This is a genomic window from Nocardioides sp. WG-D5, from assembly GCF_054031175.1.
In genome coordinates, this window is sequence record NZ_CM132928.1 from 5,841,946 (window position 1) to 5,859,086 (window position 17,141).

A 17,141-nucleotide genomic window follows, 5' to 3' on the forward strand; every position below is an offset into this window, starting at 1 on the left:
ATCTTCCGTGGCCAGACCAGTACGCCTGATGAGGAGATGCCCGTGTACCCCGAGGACCTGAAGTACACCAGCGAGCACGAGTGGCTGCGCAACCCTGGCGAGACCGAGGGCTCCGTACGGATCGGGATCACCAACTACGCCCAGGACGCCCTCGGCGACATCGTCTACGTCTCGATGCCCGCGCTCGGCGACACGATCAAGGCCGGCGAGAGCTGCGGTGAGCTGGAGTCGACCAAGTCGGTCAGCGACATCTACGCGCCCATCTCGGGTGAGGTCGTCGCGGTCAACGGCTCGCTCGACGCGACGCCCGAGCTGGTCAACGACGACCCCTACGGCGGTGGCTGGCTCTTCGAGGTCGCCCCGGCCGATCCTGCCGAGCTGGAGAGCCTCCTCGACGCCGCGGCGTACGAGGCATCGCTCGACGCCTAGGCCCCTGCGCTAAGAATTGGCGCAGCCCAACCGAACACCTGGGCCGACCTGATAGGTTGCGGATACATCCCTCAACGTGAACTTGAGGGTGTGTGCCGGCCCTCGATGAACCTGGAGCTACAAAATGTCCGTGTGCCCCGCTTGCGGCAGCCAGAACCCCGACGAAGCGCGGTTCTGCTCGCAGTGTGGCGTAAGCCTGACCGGGACCGACCAGACCTCGACGATTCAGCTCGGGGCTGACGCCGACACCTCCGACCGGGTGCTCAGCCCGATCGAGGCGGCCACCGTCGAGGCCCTGCCGCGCGGCAACGGCATGCTCGTCGTGCAGCGTGGTCCCGGCGCCGGAAGCCGCTTCCTGCTCGACCAGGACACCGTGGTCGCGGGTCGCCACCCGGACAGCGACATCTTCCTCGACGACGTCACCGTCTCGCGTCGCCACGCCGAGTTCAAGCGCACCGGCGATACCTTCGAGGTCTCCGACGTCGGCAGCCTCAACGGCACCTACGTCAACCGCGACCGCATCGAGAACGTCGTCCTCAAGGACGGCGACGAGGTGCAGGTCGGGAAGTTCCGGCTCGTCTTCTACGCCGGGCACGAAGGGGCGTAGCCGATGGCCGCCGCCGCGATGCCTGACCCTCAACGGCCGGCTAGCGACTCGGGGGAGCGGCTCAACATCGGGCAGGTCCTGGACCAGCTGCGTCCTGACTTTCCCACGGTCACGATCCCGAAGATCCGGTTTCTCGAGGACAAGGGACTGATCAAGCCGGAGCGCACTCCCGCGGGCTACCGCAAGTTCTCCCGCCGTGACGTCGAGCGGCTGCGCTACGTCCTGCGGATGCAGCGTGACCACTACCTGCCGCTCAAGGTCATCGGCGAGCACCTCGACGCGATCGACCGCGGCCTCGAGCCGCCGGCGATCGAGCCGACCGTGCCCACCGTCCCGACGGTCGCCCTCACGCCCGACGGCGCGCCGGGGGCGGAGTCGTTCCGGCGCACGGACCACATGCGGATCTCGCGACGCGAGCTCCTCAAGATCGCCGAGGTCGACGACTCGCTGCTGACCGAGCTGGAGAAGATGGCGCTGGTGGTGCCGCTGCGCAGCGGCCACTACGACACCGACGCCCTGGCGATCGCGCGCACCGCCAAGGAGCTGGCCGAGTTCGGCATCGAGCCCCGTCACCTGCGCGGCATGAAGGCCGCCGCCGACCGCGAGGTGGGTCTCATCGAGCAGATCGTGGCGCCGCTGCGGCGCCCGGGCAACGCCGGGGCGCAGGGCCGGGCCGAGGAGATCGGCAGCGAGATCGCCGCCCTGGCGGTCCGTCTGCACGCCACCTTGGTGAAGTCCGGGCTGCGCGCCCGCTGACCGGGCTGCTGTCGCGACCCGGAGACGGGTAGGGTGGATGACATGCGCGAGGTCGATGTGCTCGGAGTCCGAGTCGAGATGCCCTCCAACCAGCCGATCGTGCTGCTGCGCGAGGTGGCCGGTGAGCGATACCTGCCCATCTGGATCGGCGCGGTGGAGGCGACCGCGATCGCCTTCGCCCAGCAGGGCGTGGTGCCGCCGAGGCCGCTGACCCACGACCTGCTCAAGGACGTCGTGGAGGCGACCGGCAACGAGCTGACCGAGGTGCAGATCACCTCGGTCACCGACCGCGTCTTCTACGCCAACCTGGTCTTCGCCTCGGGCGTCGAGGTGAGCGCGCGGCCCTCGGACTCGATCGCGCTGGCGCTGCGTACGGGGACCAAGATCGTGGTCGCCGACGAGGTCCTCGACGAGGCCGGGCTCGCCGTCCCGGCCGAGCAGGAGGACGAGATCGAGAAGTTCCGCGAGTTCCTCGACGAGATCACTCCCGAGGACTTCGAGTCCCACTGAGAGGTCGCGGCTGGATCATTCGTCCAGCGCGAGCATCGCCTTCTCGTCGACCGTGTCGGACTCCGCCTGGTAGACGATCATCCGCTGGCCGCCGGTGCGGGCCAACCGCATGACCTCGTAGGTCAGTGTCATCCGGCCGACCCGCGGGTGCTCGAACGTCTTGGTGCCACCGCTGCGCTCGCACACGTCGTAGCGCTCCCAGATCTCGGCGAACTCGGGTGACTTGAGGAGCAGCTCGCCGACGAGCGCGGCCAGGCGGGGCGAGTCGACGTCGGTGCCGCCGACGGCACGTAGGTTGGCGACCGAGCTCGACACGGTCGCGTACCACGGGTCGAGCAGGTGTCGCCCGACCGGGTCGAGGAAGAGGTAGCGGGTCAGGTTCCGGTGCTCGCGGGGACCGTCCCACAGGCCCGGGTAGAGCCGCCGGGCCGGACGGTTGGCCGCCAGGATGTCGTTGTGGCGGCTGAACACGAAGGCCGGCAGCGGCCGCAGCGTCTCGAGCATGACGAGGACCGAGGGACGTACGGTCGTGTCGGTGGTCGCCCGCGGCTCGCTGAAGCGTCCCGAGGCGACCTCGGCGAGCTCGTGCAGCCGCTGGTGGGCGTCGCCGGTGAGGCGGAGCGTACGTGCCAGCGAGTCGAGCACGGCGGTCGACGGGTTGGTCTCCCGTCCTCGCTCCAGCCGGGTGTAGTAGTCGACGGACACGCCGGCGAGGGCAGCCAGCTCCTCACGTCGCAGCCCAGGCGTACGCCGCACGCCCGTGCCCGCGGGCAGACCCGCTTCCTCCGGGGTCACCCGTGCCCTGCGGGCGCGCAGGTAGCGCCCCAGCTCCGTCGCAGCCATGTCGCTCATCCTCACCAGTGTGCCTCAGGACCGGTTCGTGTGAGGGGCCGTGTCATACCCACCCCTGGCAGCACCCCGGCGCCGCGCGGTCTGCCTCACCCGCCGGCGCGCGACCAGACTCTTCGGTGATGCGGGCGGCCGCACTCGGAGCCGCCCGCACGTCGACCGGAGGAGGAACCGATGACCGTGCTTGCGACCGAGGCATCGAGCGGAGGTGCGGCGGCCGCGCGGCCGGGGAGCGTTCGGGCCCTGCTCGCGGCGCTCCTGGGCTTCACCGTGATCACCGTCGACGTCTCTGCGGTGAACATCGCGCTGCCCTATCTCCACCGGGATCTCGGTGGCGGGATGGTCGGCCTGCAATGGGTCGTGGATGCGTACACCTTGATGTTCGCGGCGCTGATGCTCTCGGCGGGTGCGGTGACCGACCGGTTCGGTCCGGTGCGGGCCTACACGCTCGGGGTGGTGCTGTTCACGGCCGCGTCCCTGGCCTGCGCGGCCGCCCCGGTGATGCCCGTGCTCATCGCGGCGCGGGTGCTCCAGGGCGCCGCCGCCGCGCTGGTGATGCCGGCCTCGCTGGCGCTGGTCCGGGTCGCCTACGACGACGCGCGGGCCCGAGCGCAGGCGATCGCCGTGTGGACCATCGGCGGGTCGGCCGCCATGGCGGTGGGCCCGGTGGCCGGGGGACTGCTGAGCGAGTACGCCGGCTGGCGCTGGGTCTTCCTGGTCAACGTCCCGATCGGAATCCTCATCGTGGCCCTGCTGGCAGGCCTGCGGTTCCGGCCGGTGCGTCGCCGGGCGCCGCTCGACCTCCCGGGCCAGGTGCTCGCCGTGGTCGCGCTGTCCGCGCTGACGTACGCCGTGATCGAGGCCGGCCACACCGGCTGGCACTCGGGAGCGCTGGTCGCGGGGGTGACGTCGATCGGGGCGGCTCTCGCCTTCGTCCTGGTCGAGCGCCGCTCGCCGGCACCGGTGCTGCCGCTCGGCCTGATCGCTCGCGGAAGGGTAGCGGTCACGCTGGTCTCCGGGTTCGGCGTGAACTTCGGGTTCTACGGCGGGGTCTTCCTGCTCGGCCTCTACTACCAGCAGGTGCGGGGATGGACCGGTGCCGAGGCGGGCCTGATGTTCGTCGTCCCGGCGGCGCTGACCACCTGTGCGAACGTGGTGGCACCGCGCCTCGCGACGGTCATCGGGCGGCGGCCGCTGATCGTCGGTGGCCAGCTGATCCTCGCGGCCGGGATGCTCGTCCTGCTCCCGGTGACGGAGGCGACCCCGGTCTGGCTGGTCCTCGTCCTGCTCGTCCCGCTCGCCACCGGTGGTGCCCTGGCCATCACCGTCGTGACCGCGGAGCTGATCGACGCCGTCGAGCCCGCGCGGGTGGGGGTCGCGACCGGCGCGCTCAGCACGTTCCGGCAGACCGGAGGCGCGATCTCGGTCGCGGTGTTCGGGGGACTGAGTGCCGGTGCGAGCGGGGTCCTCACCCTGCCCGGGATGCGGGCGTGCCTCCTCGTCGGAGCCGTCGTGCTGGTGCTGACCGCTCTGATCGCGACGGGCAGCGGTCGAAAGTCTCATTCTCTACATGAGGGTTAGGCTGGACGACACGCCGGAGGGGGTTCTTTGACCAGGGCCCTTGCGGCGCTTACCTTGTAGTTGTCTCTGTTGTAACTCCAACGGTGTGGTCCCCCCGCCGCAGCCGTTCATTCCCCGAGTGGAGTTACGCACAACGGAGTAGACGATGGAGGACATCGTGTTCGACCACGAGCAGAAGCCCGGCGCCGACGACGCGCAACGCGCGGCGGAGCAGGCCGACGAGCAGGGACTTCTCTTCACCGACGATGTCTCGCCACTGCCGAGCGACACCGGTTACCGCGGGCCGACCGCCTGCAACGCCGCCGGGATCAGCTACCGCCAGCTGGACTACTGGGCGCGCACCGGCCTCGTCGAGCCGAGCGTGCGCGGCGCCACCGGCTCCGGCACCCAGCGGCTCTACTCCTTCCGCGACATCCTGATCCTCAAGGTCATCAAGCGACTCCTCGACGCCGGCATCTCGCTGCAGCAGATCCGCGCTGCGGTACACCACCTGCGTGAGCGTGGCACCGACGACCTGACCCGCGTCACCCTGATGAGCGACGGCGCCTCGGTCTACGAGTGCACCAGCAACGACGAGGTCATCGACCTGCTCCAGGGCGGTCAGGGCGTCTTCGGCATCGCCATCGGCGGTGTCTGGCGAGAGATCGAGGGGACCCTGTCCGAGCTTCCCAGCGAGCGTACGACCGACGACGGTGAGCAGGTCGCCTCGGCGTCCGACGAGCTGGCCGCCCGCCGCGCCGCCCGCAACGCCGGGTGACGTAGGACTCAGTCGACACCAGGCCCCGAGGCCCCGCAGAGGCGGGACCTCGGGGCCCTGTCCTTTATGCTGGTGGTGCTGACCATCCCGCACGGGAGAGCCCCAACTCGTTGGGGCGCCGAAGGGGCAATTCCTCCCCGGAAACTCTCAGGCACCCACGACTGTGCGGACCAGGCAACTCTGAAGCGGCGAAGGCGCGGTGACAGAGGGGGAGGGCTTACGAGTTGTTTAGATGCCCTCAGGAGCCACTGTGTCCGACACGCCCACCTTGTCCGAGCTCGACGCCGCCTCCCCGTTCGTGGAGCGCCACGTCGGACTCTCGGCCGCCGACGAGGCGACCATGCTCGCGCGGCTCGGCTACGACTCGGTAGCAGCGATGATGGATGCGGCCGTTCCGGCCGGGATCCGGTCCGTCGAGTCGCTGGACCTGCCCGCTGCGCTGAGCGAGGCGCAGGTGGCCTCGCTCGCTCGCGAGATCGCCGCCTCCAACAAGCCCGGCGAGGCGATGATCGGCCTGGGCTACCACGCCACCGTGACGCCGCCGGTGATCCGTCGCAACGTGCTCGAGGACCCGAGCTGGTACACCGCCTACACGCCCTACCAGCCCGAGATCTCCCAGGGCCGTCTCGAGGCGCTGATCAACTTCCAGACGATGGTCGGTGACCTGACCGGTCTGCCGGTGGCCAACTCGTCGCTCCTGGACGAGGGCACCGCGGCCGCCGAGGCGCTGGCCCTCGTGCACCGGGCCAACCGGAAGGGATCCGGACCGTTCGTCATCGACGCCGACGCGCTGCCGCAGTCGATCGAGGTCGTCAAGGTCCGCGCCGAGGCGATGGGTCTCGAGGTCGTCGTCGCCGACCTGTCCCAGGGCCTGCCCGAGGGTGATGTGATCGGCGTGCTGGTGCAGTACCCCGGCGCTTCCGGCCGTGTTCCGGACCTGAAGCCGATCATCGAGGCCGCTCACGAGCGGGGCGCGCTGGCCGTCGTCGCGGCTGACCTGCTCGCGTTGACCGTCCTGGAGGCGCCCGGCGCGCTCGGCGCCGACGTCGTGGTCGGATCGACCCAGCGCTTCGGCATCCCGCTCTTCTACGGCGGCCCGCACGCCGGCTACATGGCCGTCCACGAGGGGATCGAGCGGCACCTGCCCGGTCGCCTGGTCGGCGTCTCCGTCGATGCCGAGGGGCGGCCTGCGTACCGGCTCGCCCTGCAGACCCGGGAGCAGCACATCCGCCGGGAGAAGGCGACCTCCAACATCTGCACCGCGCAGGTGCTGCTGGCCGTCGGCGCGTCGATGTACGCCGTCTACCACGGCCCCGCCGGGCTGAAGACGATCGCGACCCGCACCCACCGCTACGCCGCCGTGCTGGCCGCCGCTCTCCGGTCGGCCGGGCTCCCGCTGGTCTCGGAGACGTTCTTCGACACGCTGGGTGTCAACGTGCCCGGGCGCGCGGCCGATGTGGTCGCCGCGGCGCGTGGGTTCGGCGTACATCTGCGTCTCGTGGACGCAGACACGGTCGGCATCTCGACCTCTGAGGCGACCACCCGCTCGACCCTGTCGGCCGTGCTCAACGCCTTCGGCGTCTCGGGCGTGGACCTGGAGGAGATCGACCGCACCACGGCGAGCGCGCTGCCCGACGGCCTGGTCCGCACCACCGACTACCTCACCCACGAGGTCTTCAACGCGCACCACAGCGAGACCCAGATGCTGCGCTACCTGCACAAGCTGGCCGCGCGCGACTACGCGCTCGACCAGGGCATGATCCCGCTCGGCTCGTGCACGATGAAGCTCAACGCCACCACCGAGATGGAGCCGATCTCGCTGCCCGGCTTCGCCGACCTGCACCCGTTCGTCCCGGCCGAGGACGCCGCCGGCTACGCCCGGCTCGTCGGCGAGCTCGAGGGCTGGCTCGCCGAGGTCACCGGCTACGACGAGGTCTCGATCCAGCCGAACGCCGGGTCGCAGGGTGAGTTCGCCGGGCTGATGGCGATCCGTGGCTACCTCGACGCGCAGGGCCAGGGCCACCGCAACATCTGCCTGATGCCGTCCTCGGCCCACGGCACCAACGCCGCCTCGGCCGTGATGGCGGGGATGAAGGTCGAGGTCGTGAAGTCGTCCGAGGACGGCACCGTCGACCTCGAGGACCTGCGGGCCAAGCTCGACGCCCATGGCGAGAACGTCGCCGCGATCATGGTGACCTACCCCTCGACCCACGGGGTCTACGAGGAGGGCATCACCGAGGTCTGCTCGCTGGTGCACGAGGCCGGTGGTCAGGTCTACATCGACGGTGCCAACTTCAACGCGCTCCTGGGCTACGCCAAGCCCGGCGAGTTCGGCGGCGACGTCTCCCACCTCAACCTGCACAAGACCTTCTGCATCCCGCACGGCGGTGGTGGCCCGGGTGTCGGTCCGGTCGCGGTCCGCTCCCACCTGGCTCCCTACCTGCCGTCGCACTCGCTCCACCCGGACGCCTCGAAGCGCTCGGGCATCGGCGCGATCTCGGCCGCTCCGTACGGCTCGGCGGGCATCCTGCCGATCTCGTGGGCCTACGTCCGGCTCATGGGCGCTGAGGGTCTGACCCGGGCGACGTCCGCGGCGGTGCTGTCGGCCAACTACGTGGCCGCGCGCCTCAACGAGCACTTCCCGGTGCTCTACCGCGGTGAGACCGGCCTGGTCGCGCACGAGTGCATCCTCGACCTGCGGCCGATGACCAAGGAGACCGGTGTCACCGTCGACGACGTCGCCAAGCGGCTCATCGACTACGGCTTCCACGCGCCGACGATGTCCTTCCCGGTCGCCGGCACGCTCATGGTCGAGCCCACCGAGTCCGAGGACCTCGCCGAGCTCGACCGGTTCATCGACGCGATGATCGCGATCAAGGGCGAGATCGACCGGGTCGCCTCGGGGGAGTGGACCGCGGAGAACTCGGTCCTGCGTGGCGCCCCGCACACCTCCCGGGCGCTCGTGGGTGAGTGGGACCGTCCCTACTCCCGCGAGGAGGCGGTCTTCCCGCGCGGTATCGACCCCGACAAGTACTGGCCGCCCGTCGCCCGTATCGACAACACCTACGGCGACCGCAACCTGGTCTGCTCGTGCCCGCCGGTGGAGTCCTTCGCCGAGTAGGCGCGAGGCGTCACGTACGCCGGCCGAGCCGTCACCCAGGTGACGGCTCGGCCGACCGGAGTGACGGCTCGGCGGGTCAGTTCAGGGTCATGACGGGCTCGCCGTTGGCGTTGAGGCCGGTGCCGTGGGTGCAGGTGCCGGACCTCGGTGTGCCCCCGTTGTAGGCCTGGCGCAGGCAGTTGCGCAGGGCGAGCTGTCCCCAGTAGTTGGGGTGCAGGCTCTCCTGGATGTAGTAGTTGCCGCTCGCGGTGGACACGGTGCGGATCTGGTTGACCCACTCGGTGTTGTCGACCGCACCGGAGGGCCGCCAGCTCGAGAGCCCCTTCTCCTCGAGCAGGCCCACGGTGTTCTCGCACAGACGGCGGCCGGCGAACGCGCCGGTGACGTCGACCTTCTTGATGTTGGTCAGCCCGGAGTCGGTCGCCGCCCCCGAGATCGCGTTGTTGATCGTCGGCAGGATCGTGTTGTACGCGTAGTCGGCATCCGCGTTCCAGAAGCCGCAGCCGCCGGTGTTCTGACGAGTGTAGCCGGACTCGCTGTAGCGGTAGACCGAGGAGGTCGCCAGGGGCGAGGGCACGTTCTGGACGATCAGGGTCCAGGCGCCGTCGGCGTAGCCCGCGTTGCGCATGGCGGTGCGTACGTTCTGGAAGGCGGTGGCGATCCGCGCGCGCACCGCGGCGACGTTGCTTGCCGCCATGGCGTTGGTGACGACCGCGTCGTCCTTGCAGTAGTCCTTGAACCAGGAGGGCGAGGCCAGGAAGTCCTGGACGCACTGGGTGACGATGGCGGCGAAGTTGAAGTCGTTGCCGCCGATGCCGATCGTCACCGCCTTGACGTTGTGGCTCGCCGCGAAGCTCTGCAGCATGAGGGCCTGGCCCTGGTTGCCGCCGCTGGAGTAGAAGTCGATCCCGGGCTTGAAGTAGCCCTCGCTGGTCGTGGTCGTGGCGACCTTCGCGCCCGAGCAGGCCAGGTTGAGCCCGTTCACGCCACCGCCGACGTACGCCTCGGCGGCCGTGCTGCGGTGGCAGCGGTTGATCGTCTCGGCGGTGTGGGTGGCGTTGTCGAAGTACGTCGCGCTGCCGCCCGCGTCGATCAGCGACTCGCCGGAGTTGCTGTTGCCGGCCCAGCGACCGGCCTCGCCGGAGACGTAGCTGTCACCGACGGTGACGATCCACGGCGTGCCGCTGCCGGGGCCGTCGGCGTGCGCGGGCGAGGCCAGCATCGTCGTTGCTGAGAGCAGGGACGCGGGTAGGAGAAGGGCTGCGGCGACCTGGGCGACACGGGTGGTGAGACGTGGCACGGAAACCTCCGGGTGGTCTGGGACGGCTTCCGCGACGCGGAGCCGCCTCAGGCTAGTGACGTACGTCACTCCCGGGGAACTACTGCTGGGTAATAACCGTCGCCTCGACGGTTAATTTTCGGGTCAGGTGCCGAGGACGTGGAGGGTGGAGCCCTCGCGGCCCTTGGTGACCGCCAGCTGGGTGGGGATGCGCTCGCGCATCTCGGTGACGTGGCTGACCACGCCGATGATCCGGCCGCCCTCGCGGAGCGTGTCGAGGACATCGAGCACGTCGTCGAGCGTGTCCGCGTCGAGGGAGCCGAAACCCTCGTCGACGAAGAGGGTGTCGAGCATCTGGCCCCCGGCCTCGTTCATGATCACGTCGGCCAGGCCGAGCGCCAGGGCGAGGGAGACCACGAAGGTCTCGCCGCCGGAGAGGGTGGCGGGGTCCCGCGACTCGCCCGACCAGTCGTCGCGGACCATCAGCGCGAGTCCGCCGCGACGGTCACCGGCGCCCTTGGCCGCGGAGTGCTCCAGGGCGTAGCGCTGGTCGCTCATCTTCGCCAGCCGTTCGTTGGCGGCGGCGACGACCTGGGTGAGGCGGTAGGCGACGACGTAGGCCGACAGGCTCATCTGGAGCTGGTTGTCGCTGCTCTTCCCCTCGGCGAAGGCGGCGATCCGGGCCGCGACCTCGAGGTCGTCGCGTACGGGCGCCCAGGTCGAGAGCGCGCGGGTCAGATCGCGCTGCAACGAGTCGAGACGCGCGGCTCGGTTGGCGGCGGTGTCGGCCGCCGAGCGGGCGGCGTCGGCGGCGTCGGCGGCCTTGCGGTGAGCGTCGGAGAGCGCCGGCAGGTCGGGCTCGTCGGTGGCCAGGATCTCGGCGGCGCCGGGCGAGTCGAGGGTCGCGCGGGCGGCCGCGAGACTGTCGGCGTACGTCTTGATCTGGCTGTTCAGCGCCGCGACCCGTTCGGGCGGGAGCGCGGCGGCGAGGGCGCTCTCCGGGCTGTCGAAGCCCGCCCGGTCGGCGGTGGCGGTGAGCGTGCGCTCGGCCCCGGCGAGCGCCTCGGCGGCACGCGTGGCCGCCTCGAGCCGCTCGAGGGCGGTTGCTGCCGACCGGTGGTCGCGGTCGAGCGCGGTGAGCAGGGCGTCGACGTCGGGGTGCTCGTTGCGGACGTCGCTCAGCTGCTCCTCGAGACGCTCGCGCTCCTCGGTGAGGTGACGCAGCGTGGTCTCCAGCTCGGCAGCGCGGGTCTCGAGCTCGGCGCGGAGCGCGACCGAGCGCTCCCGCGCCTGTTCGGCGGACGTGAGCTTCGCGCGGAGGTCGGCCTCGCGGGCAGCCGTACGCTCCAGCCCGGCGAGGCGCTCGGCCAGCGACTCGACAGGCTCGTCGGTCTCACCGGCGGCCTCCTGGGCGAGCTGGAGACGCGTGCTGAGGTCGCGCACGTGCTGGTCGCGGGCGTGCTCCTCGGCGCTGGCGTTGTCGTAGACCGTCTGGGCGGCCTTCTCCGCCGCGGCGTCCGGGGCACCCTCTGCGGGAGAGGCCTTGTGCGGGTGCTCGTGGGAGCCGCACACCGGGCAGTCCGCGCCGACGGCGAGGGCGCCGGCGAGCTCGGCCGCGATGCCGTCGAGCCGTGCCTGGCGTACGTCGAGATAGTGGGTGCGCGCCTCCATGGCGGCCGTCCTGGCCGACTCGTGCCGGGCTCGGGCATCGGCGAGCTCCCGGGTCAGCCGGCCGACCTCCGTCTCGGCCGCGACCTGAGCGCGGAGCACCGGGATCGCGGCGGCCGCCTCGGTGGCCGCCACCAGCTCGGCAGCGAGGGCCTCGGTCTGCTGCGGTAGCTGCTCGGTGAGCCGTGCCTGCTCCTGCGTCTGGGCGACCACGCGGTCGCGTTGTGCGCCGGTCGTCGCGAGCTCGCGGACGACCTCGCTGAGCCGGCGCTGGACCGGCACGAGGGCGCGGGCCTGGGCCAGGCGCGCCGCGATCCGGTCGACGGCTGCCTTGGCCTCGGTCAGGGTCAGGTCGCTCGGCGCGAGGGCGACCGCCCGGGCGTGCTCGCGGCGCGCCTGCTCGGCGAGGTCGCTGACCCCGGCGACGGCCTCGGCGCGCTGGGCGGCCTCGACGCGGCGTAGGCGCTCGGCCTGCTCCTCGGCCGTCGCGACGAGACGGCTCTCGGCCGCGGCGGCGGCGCGGAGGCCGCGCTGCTTCTCGGCCATCGCGCGGGCGGCGTCGAGGGCGGCCAGGGTCTCGGACTCCGCGGCCAGGGCCTCCATCGCGGCGCCGGAGGTGACGGCCTGCGCCTCGGTGGCCTCCTCGGTGAGGGTGCGGGCCCAGGTGGCGATCGCTCCGTCGCCGGCGGGCAGGCCGAGGTCGTGGACGTCCCAGTCGTCGGGGAGAGTCACGGCGGCCGTCTCGCTGATCCTGCTGACCACCTCGGCGACGCCGGCGTTGAGCTCTTCGGAACGACGGCGGAGCTCGACACGGCGCTCACGGAGCCAGCGCTCCACGTCGGCGAAGCGCTCGGTGCGGAAGAGCCGCTCCAGCAGCCGCTTGCGCTCCTCGGTGCTGGAGCGGAGGAAGGCCTGGAAGCGGCCCTGGGGGAGCATCGCGACCTGCACGAACTGGGTCAGTGTCATGCCGAGGAGGTCGGAGACCAGGTGGCCGGCCTCGTCGAGGCGGTTGGTGAGCGTGCGCCACTCCTCGCCGACCAGCTCCATCAGCACGACGGACGCCTGCTGGGTCGTGGTGCCGGAGCCGCGTCGCTTGGGGCGCTCCCACGACGGTGAGCGGGTGATCCGGAAGCGGCGCTGGGCGAGCGTCGCGTCGAGGACGACCCGCGTGGCGACCTCGGCCGGGGCCCGGTCGCTGCGCAGTCGCTTCGCGACCGAACGGTCGCCGGGAACGTCGCCGTAGAGTGCGAAGCAGACCGCGTCGAGGACGCTCGTCTTGCCCGCGCCGGTGGCGCCCGAGAGCAGGAAGAGCCCGGCCTCGGAGAGCTGGTCGAAGTCGACGGTCACCGTGCCCGTGAACGGGCCGAACGCGGTGACCTCGAGGTGGTGGAGGCGCATCAGAAGAGCACCTCGAGCCACTCCTCTTCCTCGGCCGCACCGGCGCGCGAGTCGAGGGAGTCGACCTCGGGGTCCTCGCAGCAGGCGTCGACGGCGGTCTGCAGCAGCGCGAGCTCGGCCTTGGCCGCGGGCTCGCCGCGCAGCTCGGTCACGAACTCGGTGACGAGGTCGATGTCACGCCGCGGCCGGGACGGGTCGGGCTGGGACAGCGCGCCCAGGACCGGCGCGGTGGACTCGAAGCCCAGCACGAGGGTGTGCGGGAAGCGCCTCCGCAGCCGTTCCATCGCCTGGGCCGGGCGGATCCGGTCGGTCAGGGTGATCTGCAGCCACGACTGCTCGTGGGCCTCGTGGCGCGGGTCGCTCAGCAGCTCCTCGAGGGTGCCGCGCAGCCGGGCCAGCGCGCGCGGGACCGGCGCCTCCACGAACTCGCTGGCGACGAACCCGGACTCGTCGAGATCGATGAGCCAGGAGCCCTTGAGGTGGTTGGCCTCGGAGAAGGAGTAGGCCAGCGGCGAGCCGCTGTAGCGCACCGTCTCGGTGATCGTGTGGCGGCCGTGGAGGTGGCCGAGGGCGGCGTAGGAGATGTCCTCGAAGAGGCTGGCCGGCACCATCGAGACACCACCGACGGAGATGTCGCGCTCGGAGTCGGACGGCTCGGCCCCGGTGACGAAGGCGTGCGCCATCACCACGCTGCGGGCACCCCGCCGGTCGAGGTCGGCGCGCACCCGGCGCATCGCCTCGCCGAGCGCCGCCTGGTGGGAGCGCGACTCCAGGCCCCAGGACGCCCTGGCGGCGTCGGGGTCGAGGTAGGGGAGGCCGTAGAAGGCGACCTCGCCGTGCTCGTCGGGGAGCATCACCGGGCGGCCGACGCCGGCCAGGTCGGTGCGAATGAAGATGCCGGCGGCGTCGATCAGCTCGGAGCCGAAGCCCAGCCGCTGGGCGGAGTCGTGGTTGCCGCTGGTGATGACCACCTTCGCCCGAGAGGCCGCCAGCCGAGCGAGCGCCTCCGAGGCCAGCCGCACCGCGTCGACCTGCGGAAGCGCGCGGTCGTACACATCGCCGGAGACGCACACCACGTCGACCTCTGCCTGCTCCACCACGGAGAGGAGATGGTCGACGTACGCCGCCTGGTGCCCGAGCATGCCCTCCCGGTGGAAGGACCGGCCCAGGTGCCAGTCGGAGGTGTGCAGGATCCGCATGAAACGAAAACTATCGGTGAGTACGGACACTCGTGCCGCCGACTCACCGCGACGCCTCGGCTACGCGGGATAGGTCACCTTCACCGCGAGCTGACGCTGCAGGTTGTCGGCGGCATCGGACACCCGGCGGCGTACGCCCGGGTCGAGATCCAGCTCGATGACCGCCCTCGCGGCAGCGAGGGTCTCCTTGGTCACCGACCCGCTCGGGAAGAACGCCTCGGCGGCCTCGGCCAGGCTCCAGCCCGAGCGCTTCTCGGCGGTGGCGGGAAGCTCGGCGAAGTAGCGTTCGAGATAGCCCGCGGTGAGCTCGGCCGGACCGGTCCAGAACGCCCGCCCGGCGGCCAGGATGTCGTAGTTGGGCAGGTCGGTCTCACCGGTGAAGACCGACCAGCCGTAGGCCTTCGCCTCCGCGTCGGGGATGCTGACCAGGGCGCCGTTGAGGTGGATGCGGGCGTCGTTGGCCGGCTCGGCGTCATAGGCCGCCTGCAGCTCCTCACGAGAGGCGAAGCCGTTCTCGGCGAGCTTGGCGAGGATGCGCCAGCGCAGGTCGAGGTCGGTCTCGATGCCGGCCGGGGGAGCGGCCAGCCACTCGCGCAGCAGCGTCTCGGAGGTCGCCGAGCGGATCGCCGCACGGAAGGCCGACAGCTGCAGTTCCGACCCGGGGGCGACCTCCTCGAGCTTGCGGAGAGCGGCCTGGTGGAGCCGCTCGCGGGCTCCGGCGGGCGCCAGCGGCACCACCGAGCCGAAGAGCCACGGCATGGTGCGCCGGGGGCTGTCCTCGACGTCCTCGATCGGCAGCGACGCCTCGGCGATGTCGATGACGTCGGCAGGGTCGACCGCGGCGTTGAACCAGGCGCTGCGCAGGTTGTTCCACACGCCCGCGCGCAGGCCGCCGTCGGTGACGTCTGGCAGTGCCGCCTTGAGCGCCTGGACCGTCTCCCAGTCGGGGATCGCCGCGGCCCAGGTGTCGTCGTAGGGGTCGAGCACGACCGCGTTGGCGGCGACCTTCAGCGGCGTCTGGTCGCCGGCCACGGTGATCTCCTCGGTGGTCCACCGGGTCCCGTTGAGGATCGCCGCGCGGAACGTGTGGGGGCGGTCGGCGGGGTGCAGCGACGGTGCGGTGCGGTTGACGACCATCTTCGCCGGGTCCCAGGAGAGGGTGTCGGGGCCGGCGGTGAGCAGCCACTGGGAGGTGAAGGTGTCGAGGTCGAAGTCGACGCCCGCCTCGTCCGCGGCCGAGGCCCAGGACGCGAACAGGTCGTGCATCGTCGCGTTGCCGAACCGGTGCCGGGTGAAGTGGTCGATCGCGCCGGCGAAGAAGACGTCGTCGCCGAGGGAGGCGGCGAGCTGGCGCAGGATCGCGGAGCCCTTGGAGTAGGAGATGCCGTCGAAGTTCTGCAGCGCGGAGACCGCGTCCTCGGCGCCGTTGCCGGCGACCGAGTGGGTCGAGCCACGCTGGTCGGCGGTGAGCCCCCACTGGCGGCGGGCGTAGGACATGTCGGCCCAGGCGTCGTCGTACTGGGTCACGTCGGCGGTGACCCGGTTGCCCATGTATTCGGCGAACGACTCGTTGAGCCACAGGTCGTCCCACCACTGCGGGGTGACCAGGTCGCCGAACCACTGGTGGGCCATCTCGTGGGCGACCGTGGTGGCGCGCTGGATCCGCATGCCACGGGTGACCCGCGAGGTGAAGACGAGCGGGTCGCGGAAGGTCACGCAGCCCGGGTTCTCCATCGCGCCGGCGTTGAACTCCGGCACGAAGGCCTGGTGGTAGTTGCCGAAGGGGTAGCGGATGCCGAAGAGCCGGTGGAACTCGTCGAAGCACTGCTTGGTGAGGGTGAAGAGCTCCTCGGCGTCCTTGTCGAGGTCGGCGGCGATGCTCTGCCGCGAGCTCAGCGAGAGCGGGATGCCGTCGTGCTCGTCGTGGATCATGTGCCAGGGACCGGCGACGAGCGTGACGAAGTACGTCGAGAGCGGCTGGCTCCGCTCGAACTCCCACTCACCGGGGGAGGTCTGGGTGCCGGGCGCGTTGCCGATCACCGTCCAGTCCTGGGGCGCGGTGACGTGGAAGGTGTAGGGCGCCTTCAGGTCGGGCTGGTCGAAGCAGGCGAAGATCGTCGGGGCGGCGTCCATGAAGCACATCCCGTAGACGTAGGCCCGCCCGTCGGCCGGGTCGACGCTGCGGTGCAGCCCCTCGCCGTCGTTGCGGAACGGCATCGTGGCCTCGACGACGAGCTCGTTGGTGCCTTCCACCGTGGTGATCGGGAGGCGTCCCTTGGCGAGCGTGGCCGGGTCCACCGGGCTGCCGTTGAGGCTGATCCGAGCCACCGAGACCGGCTTCAGGTCGACGAACGTCGACCCGCCCTTCGAGGTGAACCGGATCGTCGTCACCGAGTGGAAGGTCTCCTCGCTGGAGGCAAGGTCGAGACGTACGTCGTAGTCCTCGATCTTCAGCAGTCCGGCACGGGCGATGGCCTCGTCGCGGCGTAGGGGCAGGCTCTGGGTGGTCACGTCGCACAGGCTAACGGGCGGGTGGCACTCTTACCCCATGACTTCGTCTTCGGCAGACCAGCGTTCGGTATCTCTGGAGAAGATCGGCGAGCACCGCTTCCGTGCCACCAACGCGCGCGGGGGCACCGTGGTGATCGGCCACGGGGACGACCCGGACTTCACGCCGGTCGAGCTGCTCCTCGCCGCCCTGGCCGGCTGCAGCGCCCTGGACGTCGATTTCATCACCGGAAAGCGGTCGCCGATGGAGACCTTCGAGGCCCTCGCCGCGGCCACCAAGATCCGCGACGAGCAGGGCAACCGCCTGGTCGACATCTCGGTCACCTTCGACATCACCTTCCCCGAGGGTGAGGCCGGCGACGCTGCCCGCACCGTCCTCCCGGACGCGATCAAGAAGTCCGAGACCCGGCTGTGCACCGTCGGCCGCACCGTCGCGGTCGGCACCCCCGTCACCTACGGCGAGGGCGCCCTGTCCTAGC

Annotated in this window: 13 protein-coding genes and 1 riboswitch; of the genes, 8 read left to right on the forward strand and 5 right to left on the reverse strand. The window is 71.1% G+C overall.

Annotated elements, in window-relative coordinates:
• Positions 1 to 42: 42 nt before the first annotated feature.
• The 4 genes from gcvH (at position 43) to ACWZJV_RS28145 (ending at position 2,302) form a co-directional block, all read left to right on the forward strand.
• Positions 43 to 429, forward strand: coding sequence for a glycine cleavage system protein GcvH (gcvH, locus tag ACWZJV_RS28130; RefSeq protein ID WP_008359548.1), 387 nt, complete (start codon positions 43 to 45; stop codon positions 427 to 429).
• A gap of 124 nt (positions 430 to 553) precedes the next feature.
• Entirely contained in the window at positions 554 to 1,036 is a 483-nt protein-coding gene (locus ACWZJV_RS28135; RefSeq protein ID WP_008359550.1) for an FHA domain-containing protein, read from the forward strand.
• 3 nt (positions 1,037 to 1,039) lie between these two features.
• A complete protein-coding gene (ftsR, locus tag ACWZJV_RS28140; RefSeq protein ID WP_008359552.1) occupies positions 1,040 to 1,792 on the forward strand; it encodes a transcriptional regulator FtsR in 753 nt (250 codons plus the stop codon).
• 42 nt (positions 1,793 to 1,834) lie between these two features.
• Positions 1,835 to 2,302 carry a bifunctional nuclease family protein gene (locus ACWZJV_RS28145; RefSeq protein WP_040755456.1) on the forward strand — a complete coding sequence of 156 codons (468 nt, stop codon included), beginning with the start codon at positions 1,835 to 1,837 and terminating at the stop codon, positions 2,300 to 2,302.
• 15 nt (positions 2,303 to 2,317) lie between these two features.
• Here the strand turns inward: ACWZJV_RS28145 and ACWZJV_RS28150 are convergent, their stop codons facing one another.
• Entirely contained in the window at positions 2,318 to 3,145 is an 828-nt protein-coding gene (locus ACWZJV_RS28150) for a helix-turn-helix transcriptional regulator (protein WP_196874188.1), read from the reverse strand.
• Positions 3,146 to 3,325: 180 nt separating this feature from the next.
• On the opposite strand from ACWZJV_RS28150, the gene ACWZJV_RS28155 reads away from it, so the two are divergent.
• From ACWZJV_RS28155 to gcvP, 3 genes are all read left to right on the forward strand, one after another.
• Complete coding sequence (locus tag ACWZJV_RS28155) at positions 3,326 to 4,732, forward strand: MFS transporter (protein ID WP_457179732.1); 1,407 nt, start codon at positions 3,326 to 3,328, stop codon at positions 4,730 to 4,732.
• Positions 4,733 to 4,877: 145 nt separating this feature from the next.
• The gene (locus ACWZJV_RS28160) at positions 4,878 to 5,489 is read left to right on the forward strand and encodes a MerR family transcriptional regulator (protein WP_008359558.1); all 612 of its coding nucleotides are present in this window, start codon (positions 4,878 to 4,880) and stop codon (positions 5,487 to 5,489) included.
• A gap of 82 nt (positions 5,490 to 5,571) precedes the next feature.
• Positions 5,572 to 5,663, forward strand: a riboswitch (glycine riboswitch).
• A gap of 58 nt (positions 5,664 to 5,721) precedes the next feature.
• The gene (gene gcvP / locus ACWZJV_RS28165) at positions 5,722 to 8,610 is read left to right on the forward strand and encodes an aminomethyl-transferring glycine dehydrogenase (RefSeq protein WP_457179733.1); all 2,889 of its coding nucleotides are present in this window, start codon (positions 5,722 to 5,724) and stop codon (positions 8,608 to 8,610) included.
• A gap of 76 nt (positions 8,611 to 8,686) precedes the next feature.
• Here gcvP and ACWZJV_RS28170 read toward each other — a convergent pair whose 3' ends face one another.
• From ACWZJV_RS28170 to pepN, 4 genes are all read right to left on the reverse strand, one after another.
• Positions 8,687 to 9,910 (reverse strand): hypothetical protein, encoded by a 1,224-nt coding sequence (locus ACWZJV_RS28170; RefSeq protein WP_457179734.1) that lies wholly within the window; start codon positions 9,908 to 9,910, stop codon positions 8,687 to 8,689.
• Between the two features lie 123 nt (positions 9,911 to 10,033).
• Entirely contained in the window at positions 10,034 to 12,955 is a 2,922-nt protein-coding gene (locus ACWZJV_RS28175) for an AAA family ATPase (RefSeq protein ID WP_457179735.1), read from the reverse strand.
• Entirely contained in the window at positions 12,955 to 14,154 is a 1,200-nt protein-coding gene (locus ACWZJV_RS28180) for an exonuclease SbcCD subunit D (protein WP_457179736.1), read from the reverse strand. The genes ACWZJV_RS28175 and ACWZJV_RS28180 overlap by 1 nt, the downstream gene beginning before the upstream one ends.
• A gap of 60 nt (positions 14,155 to 14,214) precedes the next feature.
• On the reverse strand, positions 14,215 to 16,665 hold the full coding sequence (pepN, locus tag ACWZJV_RS28185; protein ID WP_457179737.1) for an aminopeptidase N: 2,451 nt from the start codon (positions 16,663 to 16,665) through the stop codon (positions 14,215 to 14,217).
• Positions 16,666 to 16,702: 37 nt separating this feature from the next.
• Between pepN and ACWZJV_RS28190 the strand changes: the two genes are divergently transcribed.
• Positions 16,703 to 17,140: an OsmC family protein gene (locus ACWZJV_RS28190; RefSeq protein ID WP_457179738.1), complete on the forward strand. Its 438-nt coding sequence runs from the start codon at positions 16,703 to 16,705 to the stop codon at positions 17,138 to 17,140.
• Position 17,141: the final 1 nt, after the last annotated feature.